Origin of the sequence: Microbacterium sp. LWH10-1.2 (assembly GCF_038397765.1) — a bacterium.
GTDB lineage: Bacteria > Actinomycetota > Actinomycetes > Actinomycetales > Microbacteriaceae > Microbacterium > Microbacterium natoriense.
This window is the reverse complement of record NZ_CP151638.1, coordinates 3087186-3101684: the sequence shown is the minus strand read 5'-3', so window position 1 is coordinate 3101684 and position 14499 is coordinate 3087186. Positions and strand designations below refer to the sequence as shown.

The following is a 14499-nucleotide window of genomic DNA, read 5'->3' as shown; positions in this document are numbered from 1 at the left end:
CCCATGACAGAGCTGTCATCGGCTGCGAACGCCGCAGCCGCCGGAACCACCGGCTTCAAGCTCCCCGGAACCACCCCCGAGAAGACCCCCCGCGGCTACACGCCCGGTCTCGCCGCGGTGAACTTCGGCGTCTACCTCGCCCTGCTCACCCCGGTCATGGTCTCGATGGCCTTCAAGGTCCAGCACCTCGACCCGACCAACACCGAGGGGAGCCTCGGCCTCGTGATGGGGGTCGGCGCCGCTTTCGCCCTCATCGCCAACCCGCTCGTCGGTCGCCTCTCCGACCGCACCACCTCGCGCTGGGGGATGCGTCGTCCGTGGATCCTCGGCGGTTCGATCGTCGGTCTCGGCGGGTTCGCCCTCATCGGCGCCGCGTCGTCGGTGTGGATGGTGCTGCTCGCCTGGTGCCTGGTGCAGACCTCGATGAACGCGGTCCTCGCCGCAGCGAACGCCACGCTGCCCGACCAGGTGCCCGTCTCCAGCCGCGGCAAGGTCTCCGGTCTCGTCGGCATCACGACCCCGATCGGCATCCTCGCCGGCAGCTTCCTGGTGAACTTCCTCCCCGGCGACTTCGAGCGCTTCGTGGTCCCCGGCGTGATCAGCCTGATCCTCGCCATCGTCTTCGTGGCCATCCTCAAGGACCGCGTGCTCACCGAGAAGCCCGCCGAGCGCTTCACGATCGGCATGTTCTTCGGCTCCTTCGTCTTCAACCCGCGCAAGCACCCCGACTTCGGCTGGACGTGGCTGACCAAGTTCATGGTGATGTTCGGCTACGCGGGCATCGCGACTTTCCTGCCGCTCTACCTCGTCACCAAGTTCGGCCTCGACGAGCAGGGCGCCGTCGGCATCATCCTCGCCGCCAACCTCGCCTCGATGGCGGCCATGGCCGTGTCTTCGCCCCTCGGCGGGTTCCTCTCCGACAAGATCGGCAAGCGACGCCCGTTCGTCGCCGTCGCCGGCGTGATCATGGTCGTCGGTCTCGTGATCCTCGCGATCGCCCCCAGCATCCCGGTCGTGATCATCGGCCAGGCCATCATCGGCCTCGGCGCCGGCTCGTTCTTCTCGGTCGACCTCGCCCTCGCCACCGAGGTGCTGCCGAACCCGGACGATGTCGCGAAGGACCTCGGCGTGCTGAACATCGCCAACGCCCTTCCGCAGTCGATCGCCCCCGCCGTCGCCCCCGGCATCATCGCCCTGGGTGCCGCGACCCCGCTCGGCGGCTACCCCACCTGGTACCTGTTCGGCGCGGTCGTCGCGCTCGCAGGCGCCGTGCTCGTCTACCGCATCAAGGGAGTCAAGTGACGATGTCCGAACGGAACGAACGCCCCTGGCTCGACGCCGATCTGCCCGTCGACGAGCGCGTCGAGCTGCTGCTCTCCGAGATGACCCTCGAGGAGAAGGCCGGGCTCTTCTTCCAGACCATGATCGTGATGGGCGAGGGCGGTGAGCTCTCCGAGGGCGACGCGAACTTCGGCATCCCCTCGAACCGCGAATACGTGGTCGGCCGCCACATGAACCACTTCAACCTGCTCGGGGTCGCGCCGAAGGCGAGCGACATCGCCGCCTGGCACAACAGGCTGCAGGAGCTCGCGGCGTCCACCCGCCTCGGCATCCCCGTGTCGATCTCGACCGACCCGCGGCACTCGTTCAGCGACAACCCCGGCGCGACGATGCTCGCGGGGCCCTTCTCGCAGTGGCCGGAGCCCCTCGGTCTGGCGGCCACGCGTGACGCCGCGCTCGTCGAGCGCTTCGGCGACATCGCCCGCCAGGAGTACACGGCGGTCGGCATCCGCGTCGCCCTGCACCCGCAGGTCGACCTCGCCACCGAGTCGCGCTGGGCCCGGCAGCTGCAGACCTTCGGCGAGGATGCCGCCCTCGCGGGCGAGCTCGGAGCGGCCTACGTGCGCGGCTTCCAGGGCGCGTCGTTCGGCCCCGGCTCGGTCTCCACCATGACCAAGCACTTCCCCGGAGGCGGCCCGCAGAAGGACGGCGAGGACCCGCACTTCGACTACGGACGCGAGCAGGTCTACCCCGGCGACAACTTCGAGCACCACCTCCTTCCGTTCGAGGACATCTTCGCCGCCGGCGGTCGCCAGATCATGCCCTACTACGGCATGCCGGTCGGCACGCAGTACGAGGAGGTCGGCTTCGGCTTCAACAAGGGCGTGCTCACGGGGCTGCTCCGCGAGCGGTTCGGATTCGACGGCATCGTCTGCACCGACTGGGGTCTGGTCACCGACCACCCGATCATGGGCACGGACTTCGCCGCGCGCGCCTGGGGTGTCGAGCACCTCACCCCGGCCGAGCGCATGGTGAAGATCCTCGACGCCGGCGCCGACCAGTTCGGCGGCGAGAACGAGACGGAGCTGCTGATCGGCCTCGTGCGCTCGGGAGATGTCGCGGAGGCTCGTCTCGACGTCTCCGCGCGCCGCCTGCTGCGCGAGAAGTTCGAGCTCGGGCTCTTCGAGGACCCCTATGTCGACGTGGATGCCGCGGACGCCATCGTCGGCTCCGCGGAGTTCCGCGCGGCGGGCGAGCAGGCGCAGCGCGCCTCGGTCGCGGTGCTGTCGAACGACGGGGTGCTTCCGCTGCGGACGGGGCTGAAGCTCTACGTCGAGGGCATCGCGCCCGAGGCGGCGGCGCGCTACGGCGAGGTCGTCGCGACACCCGAGGAGGCGGATGCCGCGATCCTGCGTCTGCAGGCCCCGTACGAGCAGCGCGCCTCGATGTTCGAGAACTTCTTCCACGCGGGCTCGCTCGATTTCCCGGAGGACGTCATCGCCCACGTCGCCGAGGTCGCGGCATCCGTCCCGACCGTCGTCGACGTGTTCCTCGACCGCCCCGCCATCCTCGGGCCGATCGTGGAGGCCGCAGGCGCCGTCGTCGCGAACTGGGGCGCCGGCGCCGACGCGCTGCTCGACGTGCTCACGGGAGCCGTCCCCGCGACGGGGAAGCTGCCGTTCGACGTGCCGAGCTCGATGGCCGCCGTCGAGTCGTCGCGCCCCGACGTCCCGTTCGACACGGCGGACCCGCTGTTCCGGTTCGGGCACGGTCTGTCCCTGTAATCGTGCGCGAAGAGACGCCCCGCTGGCTTCGGCCCGCGGGGCGTCTCTTCGTCTCAGGAGAACAAACGCCGATCCTCTGCGCCGATGCATCCCGCGTCACAATCCTTCACTTCTGAAGTTTTCTGTGCATTCGCTGGACATTCTGAGAGTTGTACCGGAATACTGGCATGGCATGCGCTCTGTCGACTCGATGTCGATACCTGGGGAGGGCCTTGTGACGCGAACGAAGTTCTGCATCACACGGGAGAGGCGAATGAAGAACATTGAGGGGAAGACCCTGCGCAGACGCAGGGCAATCGGAGGGGGCATCGCCGCGGCAACCGCGGGCGCTGTCATCCTCACCAGCGCGCTGGTGCCCATGGGCGCCACCGCCGCACCGAGCGATGATTCCGAGGCACTCGGCCAGATCATCCGCACCGAGCTGCTCGGCGGAGACATCCTCGATGTCTCGCAGGCCGTCAGCGGGAACCCGAGCGACATCGGGCCGGAGATCACTCCGCTCAACGTCACTCTGCTCCAGGGGTTGACCGTCGATCTCGGCGGCGGCCTTCAGCTTCCGCTGATCTCGGGTCCGGGTGGCGCAGGCCTCCTCGACCTCGGTCAGCTCGGCGTGCTCAACTCCTTCGCAGGGTCGCCCACCGCGAACACCTCGACGGCCAGCGCCGGTGCGATCAGCCAAGACGGCACGATCGCCACCGACATCAACAACCCCGGCGCCTACGGCAACGCGAAGCTCAACCTGACCGATGTGCTCGACCAGCTCGGTGTCGCGGGGATCACCGACCAGGTCGTCGACAACCTCGGCATCGAGCTCGGCGCGATCGCATCGACCGCGACCGCCACGGGCACCGCGTCGGACGTGACCTTCGCTTCGGAGTACACGGTCGCGGATCTGGAGCTCAACGTCTCCAGCCCGCTCGTCGGCACCGTCGCGACGTCGCTCGGCGGCGTCCTCAACGGCGTGGGCGACACGCTGGACGCGGCCGTCGGCACCGGCGGAGTCCTCGACTCCGTGGTCAGCGCCGTCAACCTCAACCTCGGTGTTCCGGCCGTCCTGCAGGTGCAGATCGGCGGCGGAACGATCGCGATCGACGGACTCGACGCGGCGATCACCGCCGCGACGAACACCCTGATCACCGAGCCGCTGGCCGACCCCAACGGAATCGTCTCGATCGACCTCGCGAACGGCCTCGTCTCGGTCGACCTCGCGAAGATCGTCAACGGGCCTGCGGCGACCGACCTCAACGGTCTCGACCCGAACACGCTCGTCCTCGACGACACCACGATCACGGCGATCACCTCCGCGGTCACCGCGGCCCTCGGGACGCTGACCACCAAGGTTACGACGGTCGTCACCGACCTGATCAACAACCTGAGCCTCCACATCGAGCTCGGCGCGCACGTCACCGCCCTCCTGCTGAACGCCGATGTCGACATCACCGTCGACGTGAAGCTCGGCCAGCTCACGGGCGCGATTCCCGGGAGCCCGGTCGTCGGCGTCGACGGAGATCTGCTGGGCATTCCGCTCGGCGGCGTTCTCTCGCTCGTCACGACGCCGGTGATCAACCTGCTCACGACCACGCTCGCGCCGGTCATCAGCACGCTGCTCACCACGGTCACCAGCGGTCTCGCCCCGGCCCTCGACGGCATCCTCAACCCGGTCGTCGCCGCGCTGAGCCCGCTGTTCGACGCGCTGAACGAGGTCGTCGAGATCACGATCAACGAGCAGGAGGAGCCGGGAGTCCTCGGCGCCGAATCGTTCACGGTCAACGCCATCAGCTTCGAGCTCCTGCCAGGGCTGGGTGCGCTGAACCTCGACCTCGCCTCCTCCACGGTGCGCGCGGCCGAGATCGCGGCGGTCGACCCGACGGTCGATGCGCAGGATCCGGTTCAGGCCGGAAGCAACCTGCCGGTGGTCGGTGCGAACTGGGTTCCCGGATCCACGGTGACCCTCACGCTGCGCAACGCCTCGAACGACACGATCGGCACGCCCGTGACGTTCACGGTCGAGGCCGACGGCAGCTTCCCGGCGAACACGGTCTACGCGATCCCCGCGGGTACCGCCGTCGGAACCGACTACGTGCTGACCGCGGCTGACGACGAGGACCCGCAGAACGTCGCGACCGACACCGTCTCGATCACCGCGGGCGGCACGGGTGAGGTCAACACGAACGCATCGGCATCGGCATCGGCATCGGCAGACGCGACTGCAGACGGCGACCCGTCTGCACAGGCGGCGGCTGTTGCCGCGGCCCTCGCCAACGCGACGTCTCAGGCTTCGGCCGCAGCGACCGCGAACGCGGAGTCGGCAGCTCAGGCTGCTGCCACCGCGGATGCGTCGGTCGACGCATCGACCACGGCCGATGCAGATGACAACGCGGGAGCCGCTGCCTCTGCGCAGGCTGCAGCCCAGGCGGACGCATCGGACGACACGCGTGCGACCGGGTCGGCGTCGGGAGAGATCAACTCTTCTGTCGCTTCTCAGGCCGCAGCAATCGCAAACGCGGCAACGGATGCGTCGCAGGACGCGTCCGCGAGCGCGAATGCGGCGGCCTCGGCCTCTGCGTCCGCGAATGCTGATGCGTCGACCGCGGCGGTTGCTCAGGCGGCAGCTCAGGCGGCGGCGTACTCTGACGCCGACGCGAACGCCTCGTTCAGTGCGGCAGCCAACGCAGCAGCCATTGGTGCGGCAGAGGCCGCAGCGATCGCTGATGCGTCCACGGCGGCCTCAGCGAACTCGACGACCGCGGCGAATGCGAATGCGGCGGTCGCTGCGCAGGCAGCTGCGCAGGCCGATTCGACGTCGACCACCAACGCAGACACGTCTGCGGCGGCGAATGCGAACGCGAGCACAGCCGCACAGGCGGCGTCGCTCTCGAACGCATCGACCGACGCCTCGACGCAGGCTGCGGCGAGTGCATCGGCTGCGGCTGATCCGGGTGCGGCTTCACAGGCGAACACCAACGCTTCGGCGCAGGTGAACACCAACGCCTCGGCTTCCGCCGCAGCGTCGGCTCAGGCGGATGCTGACAACAACGCAGTGGCAGTCGCCGCCGCGCAGGCGGCAGCTCTCGCGGACGCGACGAGCCAGGCGACAGCGGATTCCGATGTCACTGCGAGCGCGGCTGCGCAGTCGGCCGCGACGGCAACTGCATCCGCGGATGCGTCCACGTCTGCGACGACCGAGGCGGATGCTGCAGCGGCAGCGTCGGCTCAGGCGGCTGCGCAGACCGACGCGACGTCGACCAGCGCAGCGAACACGGACGCCTCGGCGACCGCCGACCCGAACGCCGCAGCTGCGGTCGCAGCGAACGCCACCTCGTCGAACAACGCCTCGTCGACGGCCGCGGCTGATGCGACGTCGGCGGCGAGCGCTGAGGCCACCGCCACCACCACGGCAACCGCCTCGACGAACGCGAACGCCTCGGCGGCCGCGAACCCGCAGGGCAAGCTCGGCATCACGATCAAGTCGCCGGTCCTGGAGCGCAGCCAGCAGCAGACCGCTGTCGGCACGGGCTTCAAGCCGGGCGAGGTCGTCACCGGCGTGATGAACTCCGACCCGCTGGCGCTGGGCACCCAGGTGGCCAACGCTCAGGGCACGGTCACGTTCACGTGGGCGATCCCGGCCGGCACCGACCTCGGCACGCACACCGTCACGCTCACCGGCCCCGAGTCGGGTAGCGTCGCGGGTACGTTCAAGGTCGTGGCCACCGGCCTCGCCGCCACCGGCGGCACGGCGCCCAACGGCTGGATCGTTCTCGGAGCCCTGCTCCTGATGTTCGGTCTGGGCACGGCGCTGGTCGCACGCAAGCGTGCGACGGTCGCAGCAGAGTAAGACAGAAACGCTGTCACAGGTCGGGGTCGCCCTCTTCGGGCGGCCCCGGCCTTCAGTGATGAGAAGGACTCTTATGAGCACGAAGACCGATCAGGCTCCGAGCGACACGGAGGCGGATGCCGTCGCTGTCGCGACCAGACCACGACCGACCTGGTGGGTGAAGCTCATCGCCTTCGTCGCGTGCCTGTTCACCCTGTGGCACGTGTTCGCGTCGTTCCTGTGGATCGCGCCGTACTCGGCGCTGCGCGAGATCCCCACGCAGGACGTGCTCGCCAGCTACATGCTGCCGATGTTCGGCCAGTCGTGGAGCGTCTTCGCCCCCGAGCCGATCAACGGGGACTACCACTTCAACGTCCGCGCCGTCATCGAGAAGGACGGCGAGGAGGTCGAGACCGGCTGGGTCAGCGCGACCGACGTCGAGCTCTCGATGATCCGCTACAACCTCTTCCCGCCGCGCGCCGGCATCCAGTCCAGCGAGGTCGCGAGCGGGCAGATGAACGCGTACAACGACCTCAGCGAGCAGCAGCAGGCCGTCGCCGCCCTCGACTTCGCGAAGGACGGCTGGGAGGACTGGATGGTCGGCTCGTTCGACAAGCTCGAGGGCGACGACAAGCCCTCAACGGTCGAGTACATGAAGGCCGAGCACCTGGCCACCGCCTACGCCACGCAGGTCGCCTACGCGATCTGGGGAGCGGATGCCGTCGTCAAGGTGCAGTACCGGGTGAGCCGGCAGAACGTGGTCCCCTACGCCGAGCGCAACAACCCGAACGCCCAGCGTCCCGATCCGACGTTCTCCACGACCGGGTGGCGTGCACCGATCGAGGAAGAGGGACAGAACCGCGGCAACTTCGCCGACGTCTTCCGTGCACAGTTCGAGAGGACCCAGCAGTGAGCGTCGACACCCGGCCGCCGAAGGCGCCCAAGACCGTGAAGAAGACGGACGCTCCGGCATCCGCCCCCGAGGCGCCGCAGGCGTCCTTCCCCGCGCGCCTGCTGACCTTCGTCGCGTCGATGATCTCGGGATTCTGGGCGATGCTGCTGTCGGCCGTCGACAAGATCTCCGCGTTCGTCTCGGACTGGCTGTTCAACGGCAAGAAGGCCCTCTACGGGCTCGCGGTCACCCGCATCCTCTTCGGCGTCACGGCCCTCGGCCTGCTCGCCTCGAACTTCGGCACCCGCCTGTACACCTTCGGCTCGGGTTCCGCGTGGAACGGCGAGCTCGCTCAGCCGGTCAGCGACTTCCCGAAGATCTGGATCTTCAGCGCGTTCCACGCGGCGATGGGCAACGATCTCGCCTACACGGCGCTGTACCTGCTGCTCGCCGCGCTGGCCGTGCTGTTCGTGCTCGGCTGGCGGTTCCGCATCGTGCTGCCGGTCTTCTTCTGCCTGTGGGTGGGCTTCATCGAGGCCAACGACATGGTCGGCGATCAGGGCGACAACATGTTCCGCATCGCGCTGCTGCTGCTGTTCTTCGCCGACCCCGCCGCCCGCTGGTCGCTCGACGCCCGCCGCCGTGCGAAGAGCGGCGACTGGTTCGCCGCCGGAAGCCAGCCTGCGCTGCTCGGCACGGTCTTCCACAACCTCGCGCTGGTGGCGCTCACCGCTCAGGTCTGCTTCGTCTATGCATCCGGCGCGCTGTTCAAGGCCGGGGGTGCGCCGTGGGAGCAGGGGTACGCGGTCTACAACCCGCTGCACACCATGCGCTTCGGCACCTGGCCGGTGCTCAGCGAACTCGTCACGACCTGGGGTCCCATGGTCGTGGCGTTCAGCTGGGGATCCATCCTGCTGCAGGTGGCGTTCCCACTCGCGCTGCTCACGCGTCCGACGCGGCTCATCGCGCTGGTCGGCATCCTGTCCTTCCACATCGGCATCGCCGTGCTGATGGGGCTGCCGTGGTTCTCGCTGACGATGATCGCGATCGACTCGATCTTCATCCGCGACCGCACCTGGGAGCGTCTGAGCACGGGCGTGCGCCGACGCTGGAACGCGGCCAAGACGGCGCCTCCGCCTACCGCATCCTCTCTGGCCTGACCCGGACTGTGCCGAGGGCACAACGCGACCGGGGGATGCCGCGGCATCCGATTGTGTGAATGTCACACGTGAGTTCTCTCGATGTTGTGGCAGACCTACCATTGACGTACCCCACGTCTTGAGAGGAACGCCATGGTCGACGTCGCCACCGTGCCCGAAGTGAAGAACCCGCAGCCCGATGTGGAGCAGATCACCGAGCTCCTGATGGGCACCTGGGCCGACATCCGTCGCCAGGCCCGCGAGATGATCAAGGACCCCGCCTTCTGGCGCAAGGACGACCTCGGCAAGGACGAGCACCGCGAGCGCGTGCTCAGCCAGCTGCACCTTCTCGTCGAGAACAAGGCCGTGCACCGCGCGTTCCCGAAGCGCCTCGGCGGCGAGGAGAACAACGGCGCCAACATCGCCGGCTTCGAGGAGCTCGTCGTCGCCGACCCCAGCCTCCAGATCAAGTCGGGCGTGCAGTGGGGCCTGTTCGGTTCGGCCGTGCTGCAGCTCGGCACCGCCGAGCACCACGACAAGTGGCTGCCCGGCATCATGAGCCTCGAGATCCCCGGCGCATTCGCGATGACGGAGATCGGCCACGGGTCCGACGTCGCCTCGGTCGGCACCACCGCGACCTACGACCCGGAGACGGAGGAGTTCGTCATCCACACGCCGTTCCGTGCGGCGACCAAGGAGTACCTGGGCAACGCCGCCCTGCACGGCGTCGCGGCCACGGTCTTCGCGCAGCTCATCACGAACGGCGTCAACCACGGCGTCCACTGCTTCTACGTGCCGCTGCGCGGGGAGGACGGCGTCGACCTGCCGGGCATCGGCCGCGAGGACGACGGACTCAAGGGCGGGCTCAACGGCATCGACAACGGCCGCCTCAGCTTCGACCACGTGCGCGTCCCCCGCACGAACCTGCTGAACCGCTACGGCGACGTCGCGGCCGACGGCACCTACTCCAGCGCGATCGACAGCCCCGGCCGCCGCTTCTTCACGATGCTCGGCACGCTGGTGCAGGGGCGCGTCTCCCTCGACGGCGCCGCATCCTGGGCATCCGCTCTCGGGCTCAAGATCGCGATCACCTACGCCACCGAGCGCCGCCAGTTCGGCGGGGCCGACGGGCAGGAGGTCGTGCTGCTCGACTACGGCAAGCACCAGCGCCGTCTGCTGCCGCGCCTCGCGACGACCTACGCCCAGATCTTCGCGCACGACGAGTTCCTGCAGAAGTTCGACGGCGTCTTCTCCGGACGCACCGACACCCCCGACGACCGCGAAGACCTCGAGACGCTGGCGGCGGCCCTCAAGCCGCTGTCGACGTGGCACGCGCTCGACACTCTGCAGGAGGCTCGTGAGGCGTGCGGCGGAGCGGGATTCATGTTCGAGAACCGCCTCGTCGGGCTCCGTGCCGACCTCGACATCTACGTCACCTTCGAGGGTGACAACAACGTCCTCCTGCAGCTGGTCGGCAAGCGTCTGCTCACCGACTACGCGAAGCAGTTCAAGGGCAAGGACGCCGCGGCCCTCGCGAAGTTCGCCGTCGGCCAGACCGCGGGCAAGGTGTTCCACGGTGCGGGTCTCCGTCAGCTCGGTCAGGCCGTCGCTGACCTGGGCTCGACGGCCCGCTCGGTGGAGAAGGGCCTGCGGGAGGAGCAGCAGCACGAGCTGCTCGCCGACCGCGTGCAGCAGATGGTCGCCGACATCGCCGGGCGCCTGCGCGCGGCGGGCAAGGACAAGGAGCTCGGAGCACGGCTCTTCAACGAGAACCAGGCCGAGCTCATCGAAGCCGCTCGTGCGCACGGCGAGCTGCTGCAGTGGGAGGCGTTCACCGACGGGGTGAACCGCGCGACGGATGCCGGCACCAAGAAGGTCCTCACCTGGCTGCGTGACCTCTTCGGCCTGCAGCTCATCGAGAAGCACCTCGCCTGGTACCTCATCAACGGCCGCCTCTCGACGCAGCGCGCCGCCGCGGTGTCGAGCTACATCGACCGCCTGTGCGCGCGCCTGCGTCCGTATGCGCTCGACCTCGTCGACGCGTTCGGCTACGAGCAGGAGCACCTGCGCGCCCCCATCGCGAGCGGGGCCGAGAAGGCCCGCCAGGACGAGGCCCGTGCGTACTACGCCGACCTCGCGGCATCCGGCAACGCCCCGATCCAGGAGAAGGCGCTGAAGAAGCAGCGCTGAGCTGCGTCGCCTCGGTCGAAACGCGTTAGTCGGCGCCTCGCGTCGGAATCCTGTGTGGGTTCCGGCGGGAGGCGCCGATTTCGGTGCTGGCCGGAGAGGTGAGCCTCACACCTGAGTCGGCGGGTGTCCCTGAGCCGGAGGGTAGGGCTGTCCAGGCTGGTGGGACTGTCCCTGCTGGTACGGCTGGTACGGATGTCCTGGATCGTGAGGCTGCCCCTGCTGGTAAGGCGGCGCGGGCGGGTAGGGCTGCCCCGGAGCGTAGGGCTGAGGGGCGGCCGCGGGTCCGGGTGCCGGATAGTTCAGGGGATAGCCGTCCGCACCGAGCGGGGCGACGTAGGTCCCCGGCAGGATGCGGTTCTGCGCGCGTGCCCTCAGCAGCACGGCCGTGAACAGCGCATAGGCCAGCGCTGCCGCGACCCCGGCGCCCATCACCAGCAGCGGCGGGACGGAGCGGCTCATCTCCCTCGAGAGGGTGAAGAGCACGTCCTGGAATCCGCTCCCCGGTGAGAGCGAGAGCGGCGTGAGCACGAGCAGCACCACGGCGGGGAGCAGCAGGGCGAACGGCGACCACCGGGTCGTCATCACCCCCGCGACGACCAGCACGGCGCCGCTGAGGACCGCCGCGATCGCATCGAACGACACGTCGAAGCGGTACTGCTGGAGCGCGACGAGCATCCCCCTGCTGATGCCGAACGCGAGCAGTCCGATCCCGACGGTGAGCAGCACGGGTGCCGCGACGAGTCCGACGATGTTCATCGCCATCCGGGGTCGGGCGGGCGAGCGCCGCGCGAGGAGCAGCACGAGACCCATCGCGCCGAACGCGAGGAACAGGGCGAGCGGGATTCCGTAGACGATGCCGTCGACCCACTCCTGCGGCAGCGGTGCCTGATACATCGAGAGCAGCAGAGAGGGGAAGATCGCGAAGACGAGACTCGCGAGCGCCAGGATGCCGACGGTGAGCAGCCCCGCCGAGCTCCAGAACCCTGTCGCCACGACCGCCAGCAGCAGGAGGATGCCGACGACCTGCAGCAGCACGGGGCCGAGGAGTCGGCTCGTATCGAAGCCCCCGAACTCGGTGAAGGTGTAGTACCACGCACGCCCTCCGGCGCTGAGGAGCCCGGCGCCGATCGGGGCGACGACGACCGCGAACAGTGCGGTGATGATCCGGGCAGGCATGGATGATCTGCGCATGAGACGTCCCTCCAGAGTCGTACCGGCCACGGTACCGGTCCGACGGGCGCCCTGCACGGCGATCGTCCGGCAGGGCGCGGAACGCGGGAGAATGGCGGGGTACGCCATACAGAGGAGCGCCTATGACCCGCGTCACCGCCTACGCCGCCCCCAGCGAAGCAGCCCCGCTCGAGAGGACCACGATCGAACGGCGGGATCTCGGCCCGCGCGACATCCTGATCGACATCGCCTTCGCGGGCATCTGCCACTCCGACATCCACACCGTGCGCGGCGACTGGGGTCCGCAGCACTACCCGCTCGCTCCTGGTCACGAGATCGCCGGCACCGTCGCCGCGGTCGGGGAGAGCGTCACGACGCACGCGATCGGCGATCGCGTCGGCGTCGGATGCCTCGTCGACTCGTGCGGAGAGTGCCCCGCCTGCCGCCGCGGCGAGGAGCAGTTCTGCCGAGAGGGCGCCGTCTTCACCTACGGCAGCACCGACCGCGACGGCACCATCACCCAGGGCGGGTACTCGCAGCAGGTCGTCGTGACCGAGGGCTTCGCCGTGCGCATTCCCGACGCGATCCCGCTCGACAGGGCCGCCCCGCTGCTCTGCGCCGGCATCACCACGTACTCCCCGCTGCGGCGCTGGGGTGTGGGGCCAGGCACCCGCGTCGCCGTCGTCGGCATGGGCGGGCTCGGCCACATGGGCGTGCAGCTCGCGCATGCGCTCGGCGCGGAGGTGACGGTGCTGTCGCAGACCCTGAGCAAGAAGGACGACGGCATCCGGCTCGGAGCAGACCACTACTACGCGACCGCCGACCCCGCGACCTTCAAGGAGCTGCGCGGGTCGTTCGACGTCATCCTCAACACCGTCAGCGCGGTGATCGACCTGCGCGCGTACCTCGGGCTGCTCGCTGTCGGCGGCGCGATGGTGTGCGTCGGGGCGCCGGGCGAACCGCTCGGGCTGCCGATCGGCTCGCTCATCGGCGGCAACAAGACCCTCGCCGGGTCGAACATCGGCGGCATCGCCCAGACGCAGGAGATGCTCGACTTCTGCGCTGAGCACGGCATCGCCGCCGAGATCGAGGTGATCCCGGCATCCGAGATCAACACCGCCTACGAGCGCGTGCTCGCCTCCGACGTGCGGTACCGGTTCGTCATCGACGCCTCCACCTTCGCCTGATCGACGGAGGGGAGCAGCGGACGACGCCTCTCCCCTCCGTCGAGGGTCAGCCGACCAGGATGCCGGCTCCGGTCATCCGCGCGATCAGGTGCGGAGCGAGCGGGGCATCGGTTCCGAGCACCACGCGAACCGTCGCCCCCGGCTGATCCACCGATCCTCGTCGCTGCCCGCGCAGGTCGCAGATGGTCTGCCCGCGCGCCGGACCCGCCGTGGTGTCGACCACGACGCTCACCGCCGGGGCGACGGTCGCGGCGATCCCGCCGACCGCGATCGCCGCGGCGAGGGGATCGTGCAGTGCGCTGCTGCGCTCGCCGTAGGTCTCGACGTAGAAATCGAAGTAGAAGTCGAGCATCTCGCCGACCGTGCGGGCGAGGGGCACGTCCGAGGCGAGCAGCGCGGCGCGGTCGTCCTCGTCGAAGACGTTCTCCATCGTCACGTCCAGGGGCACGAGGGTCACCGGCCAGCCCGCGGAGAGGGTCGCAGAGGCGGCCTCCGGGTCGTTGCCGATGTTGGCCTCCGCCACCGGGGTGATGTTGCCCGGCACGAGGGCTGCGCCGCCCATGACCGTGACGCCCGTCACGCGAGAGGGCAGGGTCGGGTCGAGAGCGAGCGCGGTGGCGAGGTTGGTGAGCGGTCCGACCGCGATCACCTCGAGGTCTCCGGCGTGCTCGTGGGAGAGCCGGATCAGCATGCGCGCGGCATCCTCGTCCTCGGGCGTCCGTGCGGCGGGCGGGAGGACGACCTCGCCGATGCCGTTGTCGCCGTGGACGTGCGGAGCGCCGCCGTCGTACGGGTGGGTGAGGAAGTCATGCGCGCCGACGGCCACGGGCACGTCGGTGCGACCGGCGACGGCGAGCAGGCCGAGGGTGTTCACCGCGGCCTGCGCCGAGCTGGTGTTGCCGCTGACGGTGCCGACGCCGACGAGCGCGATCTCCGGTGAGGAGAGCAGGTAGGCGAGGGCGAGGGAGTCGTCGATGCCGGTGTCGCAGTCGAAGTAGACGGGACGGGCGGTGGCGTGTGTCATGGAGTGCTCCGGTGGTCG

9 protein-coding genes are annotated in these 14499 nt (G+C 69.3%); 7 read left to right on the top strand and 2 right to left on the bottom strand.

Going from position 1 to position 14499, the window contains the following annotated elements:
* Positions 1 to 3 precede the first annotated feature (3 nt).
* The 6 genes from MRBLWH10_RS14625 to MRBLWH10_RS14600 all read left to right on the top strand — a co-directional run bounded on the left by MRBLWH10_RS14625 (position 4) and on the right by MRBLWH10_RS14600 (position 11100).
* Entirely contained in the window at positions 4 to 1302 is a 1299-nt protein-coding gene (locus MRBLWH10_RS14625) for an MFS transporter (RefSeq protein WP_341940464.1), read from the top strand.
* Positions 1303 to 1304: 2 nt separating this feature from the next.
* Complete coding sequence (locus MRBLWH10_RS14620; RefSeq protein ID WP_341940463.1) at positions 1305 to 3065, top strand: glycoside hydrolase family 3 N-terminal domain-containing protein; 1761 nt, start codon at positions 1305 to 1307, stop codon at positions 3063 to 3065.
* 253 nt (positions 3066 to 3318) lie between these two features.
* Positions 3319 to 6900 (top strand): choice-of-anchor G family protein, encoded by a 3582-nt coding sequence (locus MRBLWH10_RS14615; protein WP_341940462.1) that lies wholly within the window; start codon positions 3319 to 3321, stop codon positions 6898 to 6900.
* 73 nt (positions 6901 to 6973) lie between these two features.
* Positions 6974 to 7792, top strand: coding sequence for a DUF5819 family protein (locus tag MRBLWH10_RS14610; protein WP_105673834.1), 819 nt, complete (start codon positions 6974 to 6976; stop codon positions 7790 to 7792).
* Positions 7789 to 8931, top strand: a complete 1143-nt coding sequence (locus tag MRBLWH10_RS14605; protein ID WP_341940461.1) for an HTTM domain-containing protein — start codon at positions 7789 to 7791, stop codon at positions 8929 to 8931. Before MRBLWH10_RS14610 ends, MRBLWH10_RS14605 begins: the two co-directional genes overlap by 4 nt.
* A gap of 132 nt (positions 8932 to 9063) precedes the next feature.
* Positions 9064 to 11100, top strand: coding sequence for an acyl-CoA dehydrogenase (locus MRBLWH10_RS14600; protein WP_341940460.1), 2037 nt, complete (start codon positions 9064 to 9066; stop codon positions 11098 to 11100).
* Positions 11101 to 11205: 105 nt separating this feature from the next.
* Here the strand turns inward: MRBLWH10_RS14600 and MRBLWH10_RS14595 are convergent, their stop codons facing one another.
* On the bottom strand, positions 11206 to 12291 hold the full coding sequence (locus MRBLWH10_RS14595; protein ID WP_341940459.1) for a hypothetical protein: 1086 nt from the start codon (positions 12289 to 12291) through the stop codon (positions 11206 to 11208).
* A 122-nt stretch (positions 12292 to 12413) separates the two neighbouring features.
* Here MRBLWH10_RS14595 and MRBLWH10_RS14590 point away from each other — a divergent pair, with 122 nt between their 5' ends.
* Positions 12414 to 13457 carry an NAD(P)-dependent alcohol dehydrogenase gene (locus MRBLWH10_RS14590; RefSeq protein WP_341940457.1) on the top strand — a complete coding sequence of 348 codons (1044 nt, stop codon included), beginning with the start codon at positions 12414 to 12416 and terminating at the stop codon, positions 13455 to 13457.
* Positions 13458 to 13503: 46 nt separating this feature from the next.
* Here the strand turns inward: MRBLWH10_RS14590 and MRBLWH10_RS14585 are convergent, their stop codons facing one another.
* Positions 13504 to 14481 (bottom strand): nucleoside hydrolase, encoded by a 978-nt coding sequence (locus tag MRBLWH10_RS14585; protein WP_341940456.1) that lies wholly within the window; start codon positions 14479 to 14481, stop codon positions 13504 to 13506.
* Positions 14482 to 14499: the final 18 nt, after the last annotated feature.

Bases quoted from the DNA above. Each gene is read 5' to 3' on its own strand.
- MRBLWH10_RS14625 (WP_341940464.1), top strand. From the start codon at position 4: ATGACAGAGCTGTCATCGGCTGCGAACGCCGCAGCCGCCGGAACCACC.
- MRBLWH10_RS14585 (WP_341940456.1), bottom strand. From the start codon at position 14,481: ATGACACACGCCACCGCCCGTCCCGTCTACTTCGACTGCGACACCGGC.
- MRBLWH10_RS14615 (WP_341940462.1), top strand. From the start codon at position 3,319: ATGAAGAACATTGAGGGGAAGACCCTGCGCAGACGCAGGGCAATCGGA.
- MRBLWH10_RS14595 (WP_341940459.1), bottom strand. From the start codon at position 12,291: ATGCGCAGATCATCCATGCCTGCCCGGATCATCACCGCACTGTTCGCG.
- MRBLWH10_RS14620 (WP_341940463.1), top strand. From the start codon at position 1,305: ATGTCCGAACGGAACGAACGCCCCTGGCTCGACGCCGATCTGCCCGTC.
- MRBLWH10_RS14590 (WP_341940457.1), top strand. From the start codon at position 12,414: ATGACCCGCGTCACCGCCTACGCCGCCCCCAGCGAAGCAGCCCCGCTC.
- MRBLWH10_RS14600 (WP_341940460.1), top strand. From the start codon at position 9,064: ATGGTCGACGTCGCCACCGTGCCCGAAGTGAAGAACCCGCAGCCCGAT.
- MRBLWH10_RS14610 (WP_105673834.1), top strand. From the start codon at position 6,974: ATGAGCACGAAGACCGATCAGGCTCCGAGCGACACGGAGGCGGATGCC.